17 protein-coding genes are annotated in these 18,399 nt (G+C 42.5%); 13 read left to right on the top strand and 4 right to left on the bottom strand.

Annotation, left to right across the window (positions count from 1 at the left end; translation table 11 throughout):
• Positions 1–762 carry a tetratricopeptide repeat protein gene (locus J0X13_RS02410; RefSeq protein ID WP_207069881.1) on the bottom strand — a complete coding sequence of 254 codons (762 nt, stop codon included), beginning with the start codon at positions 760–762 and terminating at the stop codon, positions 1–3.
• 126 nt (positions 763–888) lie between these two features.
• Between J0X13_RS02410 and recF the strand changes: the two genes are divergently transcribed.
• From recF to J0X13_RS02395, 3 genes are read left to right on the top strand one after another with little or no spacing between them, the layout of a single operon-like run.
• A complete protein-coding gene (gene recF / locus J0X13_RS02405) occupies positions 889–1,968 on the top strand; it encodes a DNA replication/repair protein RecF (protein ID WP_207069880.1) in 1,080 nt (359 codons plus the stop codon).
• A gap of 4 nt (positions 1,969–1,972) precedes the next feature.
• Entirely contained in the window at positions 1,973–2,395 is a 423-nt protein-coding gene (locus J0X13_RS02400) for a hypothetical protein (protein ID WP_207069879.1), read from the top strand.
• Complete coding sequence (locus J0X13_RS02395; protein ID WP_207027482.1) at positions 2,395–2,691, top strand: DciA family protein; 297 nt, start codon at positions 2,395–2,397, stop codon at positions 2,689–2,691. Before J0X13_RS02400 ends, J0X13_RS02395 begins: the two co-directional genes overlap by 1 nt.
• Positions 2,692–2,932: 241 nt before the next feature.
• Here J0X13_RS02395 and J0X13_RS02390 read toward each other — a convergent pair whose 3' ends face one another.
• Both J0X13_RS02390 and J0X13_RS02385 read right to left on the bottom strand, forming a co-directional pair.
• A complete protein-coding gene (locus tag J0X13_RS02390) occupies positions 2,933–3,352 on the bottom strand; it encodes a nucleoside-diphosphate kinase (protein ID WP_163625778.1) in 420 nt (139 codons plus the stop codon).
• 49 nt (positions 3,353–3,401) lie between these two features.
• Positions 3,402–4,436: an alkaline phosphatase D family protein gene (locus J0X13_RS02385; RefSeq protein ID WP_207069878.1), complete on the bottom strand. Its 1,035-nt coding sequence runs from the start codon at positions 4,434–4,436 to the stop codon at positions 3,402–3,404.
• 74 nt (positions 4,437–4,510) lie between these two features.
• Here J0X13_RS02385 and J0X13_RS02380 point away from each other — a divergent pair, with 74 nt between their 5' ends.
• The 6 genes from J0X13_RS02380 to J0X13_RS02355 all read left to right on the top strand — a co-directional run bounded on the left by J0X13_RS02380 (position 4,511) and on the right by J0X13_RS02355 (position 12,675).
• Positions 4,511–5,527, top strand: a complete 1,017-nt coding sequence (locus J0X13_RS02380; RefSeq protein ID WP_207069877.1) for a DHH family phosphoesterase — start codon at positions 4,511–4,513, stop codon at positions 5,525–5,527.
• A complete protein-coding gene (gene gldI, locus J0X13_RS02375; RefSeq protein ID WP_207069876.1) occupies positions 5,524–6,072 on the top strand; it encodes a gliding motility-associated peptidyl-prolyl isomerase GldI in 549 nt (182 codons plus the stop codon). Before J0X13_RS02380 ends, gldI begins: the two co-directional genes overlap by 4 nt.
• Before the next feature lie 11 nt (positions 6,073–6,083).
• Positions 6,084–7,190, top strand: a complete 1,107-nt coding sequence (locus J0X13_RS02370; RefSeq protein ID WP_207069875.1) for a peptidylprolyl isomerase — start codon at positions 6,084–6,086, stop codon at positions 7,188–7,190.
• A 169-nt stretch (positions 7,191–7,359) separates the two neighbouring features.
• Positions 7,360–8,376: a DUF3810 domain-containing protein gene (locus tag J0X13_RS02365; RefSeq protein WP_242535596.1), complete on the top strand. Its 1,017-nt coding sequence runs from the start codon at positions 7,360–7,362 to the stop codon at positions 8,374–8,376.
• 50 nt (positions 8,377–8,426) lie between these two features.
• On the top strand, positions 8,427–11,372 hold the full coding sequence (locus tag J0X13_RS02360; RefSeq protein ID WP_207069874.1) for an amidohydrolase family protein: 2,946 nt from the start codon (positions 8,427–8,429) through the stop codon (positions 11,370–11,372).
• Between the two features lie 10 nt (positions 11,373–11,382).
• Complete coding sequence (locus J0X13_RS02355; RefSeq protein ID WP_207069873.1) at positions 11,383–12,675, top strand: amidohydrolase family protein; 1,293 nt, start codon at positions 11,383–11,385, stop codon at positions 12,673–12,675.
• 57 nt (positions 12,676–12,732) lie between these two features.
• Here J0X13_RS02355 and J0X13_RS02350 read toward each other — a convergent pair whose 3' ends face one another.
• Positions 12,733–13,536: a DUF6503 family protein gene (locus J0X13_RS02350; RefSeq protein WP_207069872.1), complete on the bottom strand. Its 804-nt coding sequence runs from the start codon at positions 13,534–13,536 to the stop codon at positions 12,733–12,735.
• Positions 13,537–13,585: 49 nt separating this feature from the next.
• Here J0X13_RS02350 and J0X13_RS02345 point away from each other — a divergent pair, with 49 nt between their 5' ends.
• Genes J0X13_RS02345 through J0X13_RS02330 form a run of 4 tightly spaced genes read left to right on the top strand, consistent with a single transcriptional unit; the run spans position 13,586 to position 18,392 of the window.
• Entirely contained in the window at positions 13,586–14,407 is an 822-nt protein-coding gene (locus J0X13_RS02345) for a TrmH family RNA methyltransferase (RefSeq protein WP_207069871.1), read from the top strand.
• A 3-nt stretch (positions 14,408–14,410) separates the two neighbouring features.
• On the top strand, positions 14,411–15,643 hold the full coding sequence (locus J0X13_RS02340) for a M48 family metallopeptidase (RefSeq protein WP_207069870.1): 1,233 nt from the start codon (positions 14,411–14,413) through the stop codon (positions 15,641–15,643).
• Positions 15,644–15,687: 44 nt separating this feature from the next.
• A complete protein-coding gene (locus tag J0X13_RS02335) occupies positions 15,688–17,892 on the top strand; it encodes a RelA/SpoT family protein (RefSeq protein ID WP_207069869.1) in 2,205 nt (734 codons plus the stop codon).
• 44 nt (positions 17,893–17,936) lie between these two features.
• Positions 17,937–18,392, top strand: a complete 456-nt coding sequence (locus J0X13_RS02330; RefSeq protein ID WP_207069868.1) for a Fur family transcriptional regulator — start codon at positions 17,937–17,939, stop codon at positions 18,390–18,392.
• Positions 18,393–18,399 lie beyond the last annotated feature (7 nt).

Here is an 18,399-nt window from a genome sequence, read left to right as displayed (position 1 = left end):
TTAGTTTTGCGCCAATCCAATAAGGGCGTCAACACCATTGGCTTCTTGTGAATCTGGAAATTCTTCCTTGATTCGCTCAAAGTACCCCAAAGCTTTGTTTTTTTCACCCAAATCCAATGCAACAACACCGGCTTTGTACAAAAATCGTGGTGCCGTAAACTCATTATCACTGTGTGCCACAGCTTTTTCGTAATAATCCAGAGCATCGTCAGGCTGGTTCAATTGGGAAAAAGCATCTCCTATTCCACCTTTGGCCATAGCTCCCATTATATCATCATCAGAAGAAAAGTCCTCCAAATACGAAATGGCCTGATCATATTGCTTCAGGTTCAAATATGTCATACCAGCTGAATATTTGGCCAAATTGGCCGCTTTGGTACCGCTGTATTCCTCGATAATGTCCAAGAAACCATATTTACCCTGCGCTCCGTTCAAGGCCAAGGTAAACAATGAATCCTTCGCGGTTTCACTTGCCAAAGCTTGATCAAAATATTGCTGCGGGTAAAAAAGTTCGTTTGCTGCAGAAGCTTCTTTAGGGTTCTGGATGAATTGGTGGTAACCCAAGTAGGCCAAAACACCCACGGCTATTACTCCAATAACGCCCAAAATATAGTTCTGGTTCTTCTGAACCCACTCTTCGGTCTTGGAAGCACTTTCGTCCAAAGTATTGAAAACTTCAGCTGTTGTGCTGTCGTGTTCCTCTATCCTAGCTTCCTCCTCCTTATTTTTTGGCTTAAAGCCTCTCTTCTTGTATGTTGCCATCCGTCATTTAATTGGTCGCGCAAAAATAAAGTTTTTATCCAAAACCAAAAGGTAATTTATTCGTTATTTTTGGATTCCCTTTTTTAAGGGGCCACCTTTAAATCCAAACCGTTTCTCTAATTTTTTATGTTTTTAAGACATTTATCTTTAGTCAATTATAAAAACTTTGATTCCAAGACGTTGGAATTCGACCCTGTAATCAACTGTTTGGTGGGCGATAACGGGGTAGGAAAGACCAATGTTTTGGACTCCATTTATCACTTGTGTTTTGGCAAAAGCTACTTTAACCCAGTCTCCACGCAAAATATAAAACACGGTGCCGATTTTTTTGTGATAGAGGGAGAATTTGAGAAAAACGAGAGAACCGAAAAAATCCTGTGTTCCTTTAAAAAAGGTACCAAAAAAGTAATCAAGCGCAACGGAAAACCCTACGAGAAGTTTTCGGAGCACATCGGTTTTTTGCCCTTGGTGATCATTTCGCCATCGGATCGCGATCTGATCTTGGAAGGGAGCGATACCCGCAGAAAGTTTATGGATGGTGTGATTTCGCAATCGGACAAGGTTTATCTGCAAAACTTACTTAAATACAACAAAGTTGTATCGCAGCGGAACTCACTTTTAAAGTATTTTGTGGCCAATCGTACTTTTGACCCCGATACCTTGAGCATTTATAACGAACAAATGGATATGCTGGGAACGGCCATCCACCGAAAAAGAGTTGAGTTTATTGATTCTTTTCTGCCCATTTTCAAGGAACAGTATCAAAACATCTCCGAAAAAGATGAACAAATCGACCTTTCCTACGAAAGTCAACTGAGCGATGACAGTTTGTTGCATCTTCTGAAAAACAATATTGAAAAAGACCGTGCCCTGCAGTATACCTCGGTAGGTGTTCACAAGGATGACCTAAGCTTTACTATTGCGGACCATCCAATTAAAAAATTCGGCAGCCAGGGTCAGCAAAAGTCATTTTTGATCGCCTTGAAATTGGCGCAATTCCATTTCATCAAGCAATTGGCGGATACCACTCCCATTCTGTTGTTGGATGACATTTTTGACAAACTTGACGAAAACAGGGTATCCCATATTGTTGGACTGGTCAAGGACGATAATTTTGGTCAGATCTTTATTAGTGATACACACGCGGACCGAACCGAAAATGTAGTCAAAAACATTCATCAGAGTTATAAAATATTTACCTTGTAGCATCATGAAACGCATCCTTCCCTTTTTATTGGTTTTACTATTCTGGAGCTGTAGTGATTCATCTGTAAATGAAAAAGATTTACATTACTTGAAGGGTTACTGGGAAATATCGGAAGTGAAATTCCCTGATGGTTCCATCAAAGAGTATGGAATAAACCCAAGTATCGATTTCATCCAGTTGAAAGAGGGTAAAGGGTACCGAAAAAAAATGAAACCTCAATTTGATGGTACTTACGATACATCCAAAGATGTGGAAAATTTTGAGATCTCAAGAACTAACGAAACTTACATCCTAAGGTATTCAACCGAAATGAGTGAGTGGGAAGAAAAACTGGTGCAGTTGGATTCGGTTTCATTTTCTGTTACCAATCAAGAAGGTGTTACCTACAAGTACAAACGTTTTGAACCTATAAAAATCCCACAGTAATGGCCAAAAGACACAGTTCCCACATTCCATTGAGCGAAGCACTGAGCGAATTCATCCAAGAGAACAAGCTCCAAAAAGGTATGGATAAGGTCGATGCCAAAGAAGCTTGGATAAAACTAATGGGAAATGGGGTGAACAATTACACGTCGGCCGTTGAACTCAAAAACGAGACACTTTATGTATCGCTCTCCTCTTCCGTCCTCCGGGAGGAATTGAGTTTGGGAAAAACCAAGATCATTAAAATGATCAATGAGGAACTGGGCAAGGAATTGGTCAAAAAACTGGTTTTGAGGTAATTTGCCATGTCAGTTCGAGCGCAGTCGAGAACAACCATCAATTATTGAATCAAGGGATTTTTTCGCTTGGCTCAAAATGACAGATACCTTCCATAAAGTTCATCTCGACAAAGCGAAGCGGCGAGAAATCCAACCAAATCCATAACGCACGATCAATTACCGAGGAAATTCCGTATCAGACACAACAACTAAAAAAGCCACCAATAAAGGTGGCCTTGAGTAAAAATATCTTGTATCTTGCTTAGTAGATTTCCCTTCCTGAAAAGTGGAAAGCACCTTCGATGGCAGCATTTTCATCGCTATCGGAACCGTGTACCGCATTTTCACCAATACTTGCCGCGTACAATTTTCTTATGGTTCCCTCGGCAGCCTCCTCTGGGTTGGTTGCACCGATCAACGCACGGAAATCATCCACAGCATTATCTTTTTCCAAGATGGCAGCAACGATTGGCCCTCTTGTCATAAACTCCACCAATTCACCAAAAAATGGACGCTCTTTGTGGATGGCATAGAATATTTCGGCATCCCTCTTGCTCAATTGTGTGTACTTCATGGCCACAATCTTAAATCCAGCAGCCGTAATTTTATCCAAAATTGCCCCGATATACCCATTTTCAACGGCATCAGGCTTAATCATGGTAAAAGTCCTATTTCCAGTCATTTTTTTAAATTTTGCGCAAACTTAAGCTTTTTCAACCAAGGTACAAGGCTCAATAGCTTTGTTTTAACTCTTGGAGCAAAACCCCATTATCTCCTTTCATCTTCATATCGGCTTCCTTTTTCTCAAAATCAAAGGTGATTACACCATAACTTTTCTCGGAGATCACCTCACCTACGCGATATTGATTGGGTTCACCACTAAAGCTTGCGTAAGAATGGGTGAGTCCGCTGCTTGTAAAATCCACCAATGGATACGACAGCCCCACAACATCGGCCCTGGAGAATTCTGAAATATGCCGGTCACCTGATAAAATAATCACACCTTTTGCCCCTGATCGCACTATGATATTTTCCAGCTTCTTAACCTCTAGAGGAAAATTGCCCCAAGTTTCGAACCCATGTTCGCCCGAAAGCACTTGAATACTGGACATGATCAGATTGAAATCAGCATCGGAGCCATTAAGTTCGTTTTCCAGCCATTGCCATTGGGCTTCTCCCAGTACGGTTGCTGTGGAATCCTTTGTTGGCTTGTACCGTTTTTTGGAATCCTCATCTTTAATGAGCTCACTTCTAAAATAGCGGGTATCCAACACGATTACCTTTATCTTACCTGCGGGCACTTCATATTCATGCGAAGTATAAACACCCTCTTGGGTTCTCCTCTCACTATCCTTTGGCACACCCATAAAGTCCAAGAACACTTGTTGGCTTTCGGATTTTATGGCGAAATCAGCACCGCCATCGTTTAAACCAAAATCGTGATCGTCCCAAGTCCCGATAACAGGTACTTCATTTCTTAATTTGGCATATCCCGCAACGGTGTCCTGCATGGCATAAATCGACTTTAATCTTTCCACATCATCCGTGTCTGCGTAAACAATGTCCCCGCCCCAAATCCAAACGTCAGGGTTTTCCGCCAAAATATCGTCCCAAAAAGGATTTTGTTCTTGTGACATATTGCAGGAGCCGAAGGCCACCACAAAATCAGGGGTCGACTGCGCTTCGATATCAGCTGTTTTCTCCACCTTCTTTTTACAGGCAGAAAACAAAACCAAGGCAACAAGAAAAATATGGAATAGCTTCATGATGTGTTTTTACTAAATCAAAAATACGGATAAACCGAGTTACCTCTCTATTATATTATTGTATATTTGGCCGCATGAATTCAGCGGATATCACGACGGTAAAGTCGATTCTTTCCCAACCTCAAAAGATAGCGATCATTCCCCACCGAAACCCCGATGGGGACGCCATGGGATCCTGCCTAGCACTATACGGATTTTTAAGGGCAATGGGGCATACCGCACAGGTAGTTGCACCGAATGACTATCCAAAATTCCTGAAATGGATGCCCGGAAACGATACCGTTATCAATTTTGAAAGGGAAAATCCAAAGGCCAAAGAAGTCATTAATGGGGCTTCGGTTATTTTCACCTTGGATTTTAACGACCTTTCCCGTGTTGGGCAAATGGAATCGGTTTTGAAAGAAGCCGAGGCCGATTTTATTATGATCGACCACCACCAGCAGCCGAGCGACTACGCCAAGGTAACCTATTCCGATGTGACCATGAGCTCTACCTGTGAGATGGTATATAACTTTATTGCATTATTAGGGGAAACCGATCAAATCGATGCCGATATTGCTACGAATCTGTACACGGGCATTATGACCGATACAGGATCATTTAAATACCGTTCCACTTCGAGCAAAACGCACCGTGTGGTGGCCGAACTTATTGACAAGGGTGCGGACAATATGGAGATTCACCAGAAGGTTTTTGACACCAATTCACCGTCCCGATTGCATTTGTTGGGCGTTGCCTTGAGCAACATGGTCATCCTTCCTGAATTTAGGACCGCTTACATCACTCTTTCCCAAGACGAATTGGACCAATACAATTTTAAAAAGGGAGATACCGAGGGGTTCGTAAATTATGGACTAACTTTGGAAGGTATTATTTTTGCCCTCATTTTTATCGAAAACCGAGAAGAGGGCATCATAAAAATTTCGTTACGTTCAGTAGGGGATTTTTCCGTTAACGAATTTGCACGGGAACACTTTAACGGAGGTGGACATACCAATGCAGCGGGTGGAAGAAGTGAAACCAGCATGGAAGAAACAATTTCCAAATTCAACGATATTTTAAAAACTTATAAAGACAAATTGAACCCATGAGATTTTTTCTAGCTGTTCTATTGGTTGCGATCGTTGCGAGCTGCGGGGGTCCAGAACCCAGAAGACCCGTAGAAGTGAAATCGGGAAGTTTTTACAAAGAGTCCATAGAACGCACCAAGAAATTATTGGCCGCGGAAGAAGCAGCGATACAGGAGATTATTTCCAAGGACACGATTCATGAATATATTTCGAGTCCGGATGGATTTTGGTACTACTACGAAACCAAGAACGACACAGCCAGCTATCAACCAAACACTGGTGATCAAATATTGTTCTCCTATAATTTGATGAGCCTAAAAAATGACACTATTTACACGGCAGAAGAAATTGGACCGACCTCGCATGTAATTGATAAACAGCAATTGTTCCCTGGTCTCCAAAATGCAGTGAAGCTTTTAAAAATAAACGAGAAGGTGACATTTTTGTTCCCTTCTCCTTTAGCCTATGGCTATCAAGGCGACAATAAGGCCATTGGGCCCAAAACGCCGCTTAAATCATCCGTAGAATTACATACGATCATTATAGAAAACGACAGTTTAAACTAAATTTATAAGCAATGAAGAAGTTATTTTACATCATCCCCTTATTCCTACTAGTAATCATAGGATGTAAATCGAGCAAGTATGCCGATTTGGGCGATGGTATTTTTGCTGATATCCAAACCAACAAAGGGGATATCATCATCCAATTGGAATACCAAAAAACTCCTGTTACAGTCGCCAACTTTGTATCCTTGGCCGAAGGAAAGAACCCATTTGTAAACGATGAATATAAGGACAAGAAATTCTATGATGGCATCGTATTCCATAGAGTAATCAAGGACTTTATGATTCAAGGTGGCGATCCGACCGGTAGTGGAAGCGGCAATATTGGTTATACCTTTAAAGATGAGTTCAATGATTCCTTGAGACACTCAAAAAAAGGAATCCTATCCATGGCCAATAGAGGCCCAAAGACCAATAGCAGTCAATTTTTTATCACCCACAAGGCAACCCCTTGGTTGAATGACAAACACACTGTTTTTGGTGAAGTTGTGGCAGGAATGGACGTGGTCGATTCCATTGCCAATGTTGAAACGGGACCTGGTGACAGACCCATTACCGATGTTGTAATGGACCATGTGGAAATTGTACGCAAGGGCAAAGAAGCCAGGCAGTTTGATGCCGTTCAGATCATGAGCGACTATTTCGAGGAAGCAAAAGCGGCAGAAGAGGCGTTCAAAAAAATGAAGGAAGATTTGGCGGCCCAGTTTACTGAGCAGATCAACGAAGCGGAGGAAACCAACAGCGGTCTTCGTATTCTAAAACTTAAAGAAGGTGAAGGAGAACAACCAAAAGTAGGTCAAAATGTATTGGTAAACTACGCAGGTTGGTTGTTCAACGGGGATTTGTTCGATAGCAATATTCAAGAAATTGCGGAACAATTCAACCAATTGAACCCTGGCAGGAGAGATCAAGGAGGTTACATGCCTTTTCCTATGAGCTATAGCCCGGATGCCCAACTGGCAGCAGGTTTCCGCGAAGGTCTGTTGACCATGAAGGTCGGAGACAAAGTTCGCTTGTTCATCCCTCCACACCTTGGGTATGGCGACAACGATTATGGTCCCATCCCTGGCGGTTCCACTTTGGTTTTTGATATAGAAATTGTTGGAATTGAGCAATAAAATTCCAAAAGCATAACTAAAAAAAGCCGTACTTTTCCGTACGGCTTTTTTTATTTGTTCTCTCCACTATATGGAATCTTAAAACCTATTGCTTTCATTTTTGATGACACAAAAAACCAAGACTATAATCGCCATTGGCCTACCTTTACAAATTATACTGGTAAGGTGGATGGGCCATTATCCCAGTTTTGTGGAAGAATATTACAGCAATGGCATCTACCGCTACATTTCAGGGTTTTTGAGAATCCTCTTCGGTTGGATTCCCTTTTCCTTCGGAGATCTGGTTTACACAGCCTCTGTCATTTTAGTAATTCGATACATTTACAAACACTGGAAAAGCATTACAAGAAAACCCCTCCTCTTTCTTAAAGACATCATTGTCGTCCTGTCCATCGTGTTTTTTGCCTTTCACCTGTTCTGGGGCATGAACTATCATCGCCAACCCATCACCTGGAAACTAGGAATCGAACGTGAATATACGGTCGATGAGTTGGTCGAACTAACGCAGTTCATTATAAAAAAAACAAATCAGTATCAACTAGAGCTCACGGGTGATACAGTCTCACCCGTTCATATCCCCTACTCCAAAAAAGAAATCTTTGCCAAAACGAAAGAAGCCTATGCCGGCTTTGCAGAGCAATATCCCGATTTTGGATATCAGCATCGTAGTTTAAAATCATCTATTTATAGCGTTCCATTGACCTTCATGGGATACGGTGGCTACCTCAATCCTTTTACCAACGAGGCTCAAGTGAACGGGGTTACACCAAAGTTTAGGCTGCCTACAGTGAGCGGGCACGAGGTAGGGCATCAATTGGGCTACTCCGCTGAGGGCGCCACCAATTTCATTGGCTACTTGGTCACCTCTCAGAGCAAGGACCCTTATTTTAAATATTCGGCCTACAACCATGCCCTTGGATATTGCCTTTCCGACCTTTATTATAAAGATGAACAAACATACAATGAGATAGTTGCGACCATCAACTTTGGAGTAAAGGAAAACTTTAATGAATTACGTGATTTTTGGGAAAAATATCAAAACCCCATGGAACCGGTATTTAAATCCGTATTCAACACTTTTTTAAAGGTGAACAACCAAAAAGATGGTATAAAAAGCTACAATGCGGTCGTTGGACTTATCATCAACTACCAAAAACAGGGTTTACAGAAGGATCGAAACTTGTAGAGTCCTTTCACAAAGGTTATCTTTAAACCGACTAATTCAATTCAAACCTTATGAGACTTAAACTTTTAGCCCTGTTTCTCTTCATGGGCAGTGTTTCTTTGTTCGCACAGGATTATTTTCCAATAAATGACGGTGTAAAGGCAAAGAAAAACAACAATTACACGGCATTAACCAATGCCAAAATCCATGTGACCCCCACCCAAGTGATCAACAATGGTACGTTGCTGATTCAAAACGGCAAAGTGGTACAAGTGGGCAAATCCGTAAATATTCCCAAAAATGCAATCGTAGAGGACTTGAGCGGAAAATCCATCTATCCATCATTCATTGATGTGTTTTCTGGATTTGGTGTGGAGCTTCCAAAAAGAGCTAGTGGCAGTGGAAGATCGGCACAATATGGTCCGTCACGAGAAGGGTTTTACTGGAACGATCACATTATGCCAGAAAATAATGCCATCAGTAGCTTTATTTATGATGAAAAAGAAGCCAAGGAACTGAGAAATGCGGGTTTTGGAACCATAAATGCCCACATTGAAGATGGTATCGCAAGAGGAACCGGCCTATTGGTGGCTTTGAACGATGATGCCTCGGAAGCGCAACGGATCCTCTCAGATAAGTCTGGACAATACTTTTCCTTTGAAAAGAGCCGTGCTTCCAGACAATCCTATCCAGGCTCATTAATGGGTGCAATGGCCCTGATGCGCCAAGTGTATTACGATATGGACTGGTACAGCAAGGGTAATGTGGACACAAAGGACCGTTCCTTGGAAGCGCTTATCGCCAATAAAGGGTTGACCCAAATTTATGCCGCTGGTGACAACGGCAATGTGTTACGTGCTGATAAAATAGGAGATCTTTTCGGTATCCAGTATACCATTTTGGCAGGCGGAGACGAATATGAGCACATTGATCAAATAAAAGCTACCAATGCCAAATTGATCCTACCGCTTAATTTCCCAGATGCATTCGACGTATCCAATCCATATCAGGCCAAATACATCGCCTTGAAAGATATGAGACATTGGAACTTGGCGCCATCCAACCCAAAAGTATTGGCCGATAACGGAGTGGATTTCTCCATTACCTTGCATGGTCTCAAATCCCCGAAAGAATTGAAAGGGAAAATTATGAAGGCCATCAGCTACGGGCTTTCCAAAACCAAGGCGTTGGAAGCATTGACCACCGTTCCTGCAGCGATTTTAGGAAAATCCAACGAGATCGGTTCACTGCAGGCTGGAAGCCAGGCTAACTTTTTGATCACTTCGGGCGATATTTTTGACAAAGGGACCACCCTTTACGAAAACTGGGTCCAAGGAAGCAAGAACGTCATAGAGCGCATGGATGTTATCGATATCCGAGGTGATTACGACCTTGCTGTAAATGGTACCACGTATAAGGTCTCTCTGACAGGAGATGCCGATAAGCCAAAGGCCGAAATCAAAAAAGGGAATGAATCCGTAGACTCCAAAATAGATTATTCCTCAGATTGGTTGAACATCTCTTTCAGTGGGGACAATGTTGGTTCGTACAGAATGGTAGCACATATTTTACCAGGCGCTGAAACCATAAAGGGAAGCGTGGTTCTTCCAAATGGTGACGAAACTTCGGCCATAATGACCAAAACCTCATCTTTTGAAGAAAAATCAAAAGAGAAAGAAGCTGCCGAGAAACCAAAACTCATGGCTCTTACCTACCCCAATGTAGGATATGGATTCAAGGAAAAACCAAAACAAGAAAATATACTGTTCAAAAATGCTACGGTTTGGACAGGCGAAAGCATTTTGGAAAATACTGACGTGCTCATCAAAAACGGAAAAATTTCCAAAGTCGGAAAAGACTTGCGTGCAGGTGGCGCCACAGTGGTTGATGCTACGGGCAAACACCTGACTGCTGGAATCATTGACGAGCACACACATATTGCTGCGCTATCCATTAACGAGGGCGGGCAAAACTCCTCTGCCGAAGTGCGAATGGAAGATGTTATCGACCCAAAGGATGTTGCCATTTATCGCGATTTGGCCGGAGGTGTTACCACCGCCCAATTGTTGCACGGTTCGGCCAATCCCATTGGTGGGCAATCCGCCATTTTTAGATTGAAATGGGGAGAAAGTGCAGAGGATATGGTATTCGACAATTCACCCAAGTTCATCAAATTTGCGTTAGGAGAAAACGTAAAACAGTCCAATTGGGGCAGTTACTCCCGTTTTCCACAAACAAGAATGGGCGTTGAGCAAGTATATATCGATTACTTCCAGCGCGCCAAAGAGTATGATGAAAAGAAAAAGAGCGGTGAGCCTTACCGTCACGATGAGGAAATGGAAACATTAGCCGAGATCTTGAACGGAGAGCGTTTCATTTCTTGTCACTCTTATGTACAGAGCGAAATCAATATGATGATGAAGGTCGCTGAGAAATTTGATTTCCGCGTGAATACCTTCACCCACATTTTGGAAGGCTACAAAGTGGCAGATAAAATGGCCGAACACGGTGTTGGCGGAGGTACATTCAGTGACTGGTGGGCCTACAAATATGAAGTGAACGATGCGATTCCTTACAACGCTGCCATCATGTCCAGCCAAGGGGTAACCGTTGCCATCAATAGTGATGATGCCGAAATGTCCAGAAGATTGAACCAAGAAGCCGCCAAAACGGTAAAATACGGAGGCATGTCAGAAATCGAAGCATGGAAAATGGTAACATTGAACCCAGCGAAGCTGCTTCATTTGGACGACCGAGTAGGTAGTATTGAAGAAGGAAAAGATGCAGATGTTGTTCTTTGGACCGACCATCCGCTATCCGTTTACGCCAAAGCTGAAAAAACCTTGATCGAAGGAAAAGTTTATTTCGATATCGAAAAAGACAAAGAGCTAAGGGAAACCGTCAAAAAGGAGCGCAACCAATTGATCGGAATGATGTTGAACGAGAACAAAAAAGGTGAAAAATCCAGAACTCCCGTTCAGAGCAAGAAACAAGAGTTTAATTGTGACACCCTTTAAAAAATAGATCATGAAAAGAATATTTTTAATTATAGCAATTGTTTTTGGGGTTTCATTGAACGCACAGCAAACCCCTGCCCCACCTCAATCCGAACAAATTGCCATTCTTGGTGCTACGGCCCATATTGGCAATGGAGAGGTAATAGAAAACTGTACCATCATTTTTAAGGATGGAAAAATTACGGCCATTGGAGCCGATTTGATGGCGCCGACCATTGGCACCATGATCAATGCCGAGGGCAAACATGTATATCCAGGCTTTATAGCACCTTCCAAATCCCTTGGTCTGGTAGAAGTTGATGCCGTTAGGGCAAGTGACGATCAAGATGAAATTGGTGAAATGATTCCACATGTTCGTAGTTTGATCGCATACAACGCAGAATCCAAAGTAGTGGAAAGTATGCGCCCCAATGGTGTTCTTATCGGACAAGTGACACCACAGGGAGGCACCATTTCGGGAACTTCCAGTATTGTGCAGTTCGATGCCTGGAACTGGGAAGATGCCGCTCTAAAAACAGACGACGGCATTCACTTGAATTGGCCCAATTTCTTTAGAAGAGGTCGCTGGTGGCAAGGTGAAGAAAGAGGATACATCCCCAACAAAGATTACGGAAAGGAAATGGCTGACATTAAAATGTTTTTCCAAAATTCCATGGCATACGGAAAAGCCAACGGAGATGAGAAGAACTTGCCATTTGCCGCTATGCAAGGCCTTTTTGATGGCTCGCAGCGTTTGTACATCCATGCTGATGGCGAAAAGGAAATGACCGATGCAGTGACCTTGGCCAAAGAAATGGGCGTTAAAAACGTGGTGATCGTTGGAGGATATCGTGCCAACAAAATTACCGACTTACTAAAACAACACAATATACCTGTTTTGGTAGGCCGTACCCACTCCTTGCCGAGTTTTGACGACGATGATTACGACATTACCTACAAATTGCCAAAATTGTTGGTCGACGCAGGTCTTTTGGTAGGATTGCAGAATGAAGATGCCGCTAATTTCCAAGTAAGGAACCTTGCTTTTTATGCAGGGCAAACAGTGGCTCAAGGACTGGACAAGGAAACGGCTTTGCAATTGATCACTGGCAATACCGCCAAAATCTTGGGTATTGACGATATGTACGGAACTTTGGAAGAAGGTAAAAGTGCCACCCTATTTATTTCTGAAGGGGATGCATTGGACATGAGGACCAACAAACTTTCCAAAGCCTATATCGATGGTAGGGACGTTTCATTGGAAACCCACCAGACCGAACTTTGGAAAAGGTACATGGGCAAATACGAAAGAGAAGGAAAATAGAAATCTGATTTTTTAAGAAAAAAAGGCGCTCAAATGAGCGCCTTTTTGTTTTTTCAATCAGTTGGTTTTGACAGGCACATATTCACCGTTTTCTGGTTTAGCATAAAAGCTCTTGGGTCGAGGGTTGTTGCTTATGGAAACATCTTCAAATGTGACCGTACTTGCCGGCTCTAAAATTTTTCTTCCCTCATAACTATACCACGCAATGGATTTTGGCAACACCAATCGATTCACTTCTTGCCAATCTGCGTAATTGATCCACCTTACATTGTCAGAACTCTCCCCTGAACGATAAGTTACCGTATAGCCCAACCACGCCATTTTATGACTTTCTGGGTCGAAATGGATATAATATTCGTCCTCGGAAGAAGCACCAACTCCGGATTGATAAGCTATTTTAATTCCTGGGTAACTTTTGCCTTTAAATTCCAAATCTTCCGTTTCGGAATACATAATGCCGTCGTCGGCAAAAACAAAGGGCATGGCATAGAAATAAAACATTAAATTATGGTAAAAGCCGACATCTCCTTCATAACTGCCGTTTCCATTCAAAAGCCAGGCTTGTTCGCCATCAAAACCCATTGAAAATTGTTCGGTGTCAATTCTATCCTTTCTGGTCCAGAGATCAACAGTATGCGTTTCGGGCAAATTCGGCTTGGGAAGCACAAAGGACAATGTTCGTTGCTTTTTCCATTGACTCAATCCTCCATGGGTATCAAAAACCTCGACCAAAGCATCTGGATATTGGTTCCGGGTTTCTGAAATCTCTTGTTGAACAGGTTCTTCAACCTTTACAGGCTTTGGGGTTTGTTTACAAGCGGTCAAGCCCAAAAAAAGTAATGGGATGGTTATTTTGTTCATGTTTTAAATTTTATCTGTTGGTCGAAAACCTCTTTCTATAATTACAGGAATGGCTATTTTTACCAAGTGTATGGAAGCTAAACTGATCAGCAGTGCCCAAAATCCTTTGGTAAAAAAAATCCTGCTCCTGAAAGAGAAATCCCGTGAAAGGAGAAAAAGCGGGCTTTTTGTTGTGGAAGGACAGCGGGAAATTGAATTGGCCCAAAAGGGAGGATACACTTTACAAACCCTTATTTTTTGTCCCGAGATCATGGGCTCCGGTTCCATTGATGCTTTTACCAAAGCCTCGAACCCAGAAATCATCCAAGTTTCCGAAAGCGTTTACGGCAAAATTGCCCATCGCGGCACCACAGAAGGTGTTCTTGGGATCATGCATTCCAAGGATCATGCATTGGAACATATTTCCTTTACAAATAAAACACCTTTGGTGTTGGTTGCCGAAGCACCCGAAAAGCCGGGGAACATAGGTGCATTGTTGCGCACAGCAGATGCCGCTGCAGTCGATGCCGTTTTAATAGCAAATCCCAAATCCGACCTATATAGTCCAAATATTATCCGTTCCAGCGTTGGTTGCCTTTTCACCAACCAAATAGGCGTGGGTACAACGGACGAAATCATTGATTTTTTACAAACCAACCAAATCAAAATCTACTGTGCTGCCTTAACCGCTTCCAAGAATTATGTGGATTGTGATTTTAAAGCCGCTTCGGCCCTTGTAATGGGTACAGAAGCTACTGGATTGACAGAAAAATGGCTTCAAAATTCCGACCAAAACATAATTATACCGATGCAAGGAGAAATAGACTCCATGAATGTTTCGGTATCCGCCGCAATACTTATATTTGAAGCGAAGCGCCAGCGCGGATTTTAAGCTATGGAAAAAAATACACTCTTTTATGTCATCCTGGCCATTCTTGTGGTCCAATACTTGGTTCAACAGTATTTGGAGTACCTGAACGCCCAGCGCTTCAAATCTACTTTGCCGCCCGAACTTGCCGATGTTTTTGATGAAGACGAGTATAAAAAATCGCAACAATACAAACGGACCAATTACAAATTCGGGATTATTTCGGATGGATTTTCATTGGTCCTGACCATCTGTTTCCTTGCTTTTGGAGGTTTTGGATGGGTAGACCAATTCACACGTTCCATTTCGGAGGACAGCATCCCAATGGCATTGATCTTCTTTGGAATCATTATGTTGGGAAGTGCTGTTTTAGGACTCCCCTTCTCCTATTACCGAACCTTTGTGATCGAGGAAGAATACGGGTTCAACAAAACAACCAAATCCACTTTTTTCTCCGACAAAATAAAAGGTGGCATCCTGACAGTCATTCTTGGAGGGGGCATTTTAACGTTGTTTATGCTGTTCTACCAATCCACGGGCCCTAATTTTTGGGTTTATGCTTGGATTGCAGTCGGTATTTTTATCCTGTTTATCAATTTGTTCTACAGTCGACTAATTGTACCGTTGTTCAACAAGCAAACGCCTCTTGAAAACGGTAGCCTCAAAACCTCCATTGAAAACTACGCCCAAAAAGTAGGGTTCGAACTTCAAAATATTTTCGTGATCGATGGTTCCAAAAGATCCACCAAGGCAAATGCCTATTTTTCGGGTTTTGGAAAGGAAAAACGCATCACCTTATTCGATACTTTGATCAATGATTTGAGCGAAGATGAAATCGTGGCGGTCCTGGCCCACGAAGTAGGGCATTATAAACGAAAACATATCATTGTGAATCTTGTGGTCTCATTATTGACCACAGGGCTGACACTTTTTATCCTATCATTGTTCATCAACCATCCCGAAATATCGTTGGCAATAGGGGTATCCACGCCAAGCTTTCATGCTGCTTTGGTCGGGTTCGCGCTCTTGTACAGTCCAATTTCCGAGTTGACAGGTTTGATCATGAACTACTTATCCCGAAAATTTGAGTTCCAGGCCGATGACTTTGCCAAGAATACATTTGCCGCAACACCTTTGGTTTCGTCCTTGAAAAAATTATCCAAGAAAAGCTTGAGCAACTTAACTCCACACCCTGCCTACGTTTTTGTTCACTACTCCCACCCACCTTTGGTGGAACGTATCCGAAACCTAAAGGCATAGATTTTGTTGGTTAGATAATAAGATTGTAGTAAATTTAAAATACTATGACAGAGGCTGCTATTGAAAAAGAGAACAAGGAGATTGCGAAGCAGTACAAGGAATTACTTCGCATAAGCTACCAGACGCTGACGGATGAGGACAAAAAGTTGATCCGTTCCGCTTTTGATGTGGCCGTGGATGCCCACAAGGACCAGCGAAGAAAATCTGGGGAAGCTTACATTTTCCACCCGATTGCCGTTGCCAAGATCGTAGCTTCGGAAATTGGACTGGATGCTGTTTCCATTGCCTCTGCCCTGCTCCACGATGTGGTCGAGGACACGGCCTACACTTTGGACGATATTGAACGAATGTTCGGGGAGACCGTGGCGCGAATTGTGGACGGGCTTACCAAGATTGCCCATTTAAAGAAGGACAAGGATATCAGTCAGCAGGCTGAGAACTTTAGAAAAATGCTCCTGACGCTGCATGATGATGTTCGGGTAATCATTATTAAAATCGCCGACCGTTACCACAATATGCTCACCATGGATTCCATGCCAGAGCACAAACAAGTGAAAATTGCATCGGAAACTTTGTACATCTATGCTCCACTCGCCCACAGAATTGGACTGTACAACATCAAAACACATTTAGAAGACCTTTCCCTAAAATATACGGAGCCCGAGGTATATCATGATATTTCGGCCAAAATAGAAGATACCGAAGAAGAAAGTGCTGCCTACATTGAGGATTTTGCAAATGTTATCCGCACCTCTTTGGACAAGGAAGGCCTTAATTACTACATCAAAGGTCGCATGAAGTCCATCTTCTCCATCCGTAAAAAGATGAAGACCCAGAATGTCACTTTCGATGAGGTCTACGATAAGTTTGCAATTCGAATTATATACAAATCGGATCGTAAGAATGAGAAATTCCTAGCCTGGAAAATATATTCCATTGTTACAGATCACTTTACCCCCAACCCCATACGTCTTCGCGACTGGATTACCTCTCCCAAATCCACCGGTTACGAGGCGCTCCACATCACGGTTATGGGTCCAAAGGGAAAATGGGTAGAAGTACAGATCAGAAGTGAGCGCATGCACGAGATTGCAGAAAAAGGGTATGCGGCCCACTTTAAGTACAAACACGGGGCACAGAAAGAACAAGGCATTGAGGAATGGCTGAACAAACTGCAGGAAGCATTGGAAAATGCCAATGGCAACGCGGTTGATTTTGTGGAGGAATTTAAACTGAACCTGTATTCCAAAGAAATTTTTGTCTTCACTCCAAAAGGGGATTTAAAATCGATGCCCAAAGGTGCAACGGCCCTGGACTTCGCTTTCAACATCCACACAGAAATCGGGATGAAGACCCGGGGTGCAAAAGTCAATGGAAAATTGGTGCCCTTGGGAACCAAGCTCCGCAGTGGCGACCAAGTGGAGATCATAACCTCGGAAAGTGCAAAGCCCACCCAAACCTGGCTGGATTATGCACAAACGGCCCGTGCAAGATCTAAAATAAAATCATCGCTAAGCGAGGAGAAAAAAGAGGTTGCTGCAGAAGGCAAGGAGATTTTGCGCCGTAAACTGAAGGCACAAAAAATCAACTTGAACGAGGACACGGTCAACAAACTGGTAACTTTTTTCAAGCTGAAGACAAGTTTGGACCTTTTTTACAGGGTCGGTATCGGTGTTATTGACAACGACAAACTGAAGGATTTCGCATCCTCCTATCACAATGCGTTCATCAACTTCTTTAAGAACAGGATGCGAAAGACGCCCGCCCCTAAGGATATTGATAAAAACGAGATTACCACCAAATACGATCTGCTCGTTTTTGGCAAGGAGGAAGAAAGGCTCAACTATAAACTGTCGCAATGCTGCAATCCAATTCCGGGAGACGAAGTGTTTGGTTTTGTAAGTGTGAACGATGGCATTAAAGTGCACAAAAAAAACTGCCCGAACGCTATTTCGCTACAATCCAATTATGCCTACCGCATCATCAGTGCCAAATGGATAGATTCCTCTCAGGAAGAATTCTCCGTGGACATCAAAATCACAGGAATCGACAACATGGGGTTGGTAAAAGATATTACCAAGATCATCTCGGACAATATGCACGTAAACATGCGCAACCTTAACTTTAGCGCTGATGGCGGTACCTTTAAAGGAAAAATTACACTAGTGGTAAAAAACAACAATATCCTTAAACGTTTAATGAACAGTTTAAAGCAAGTGGAAGGTATTGATAAAGTAACCAGAATTTAATTTTTAACTGTACCTTTGCACATTAGCATAGAGTATAACGAGCTATGGGAAACAATAAAAATCAGGAAATTGTGAAAAACGTGTTCACCTCGTTCCTTGAGGAGAAAGGACACCGCAAAACCCCTGAACGCTACGCCATTTTACAGGAAATTTACGATAGTGAGGACCATTTTGATGTGGAGTCCCTTTACATTAAAATGAAAACCAAGAATTACAGGGTAAGCCGAGCGACACTCTATAATACAATCGAACTTTTACTGGAGAGTAAATTAGTACGAAAGCATCAATTTGGCGAGAACCAGGCGAAATATGAGAAATCATATTTTAACCGTCAGCACGACCACGTCATATTAACGGATACTGGTGAAGTAGTGGAATTTTGTGACCCTCGAATCCAATCCATCAAAAAAACAATTGAAGAGGTTTTTGACATCAAGATCAACAATCACTCATTATATTTCTACGGAACTCGAAACAAAGAAGAAAACCTAACCGAATAACCCGAAC

Origin of the sequence: [Muricauda] lutisoli (nom. illeg.) (assembly GCF_017313105.1) — a bacterium.
Lineage (GTDB): Bacteria > Bacteroidota > Bacteroidia > Flavobacteriales > Flavobacteriaceae > Flagellimonas > Flagellimonas lutisoli.
This window is presented reverse-complemented; position numbering and strand designations above follow the sequence as displayed.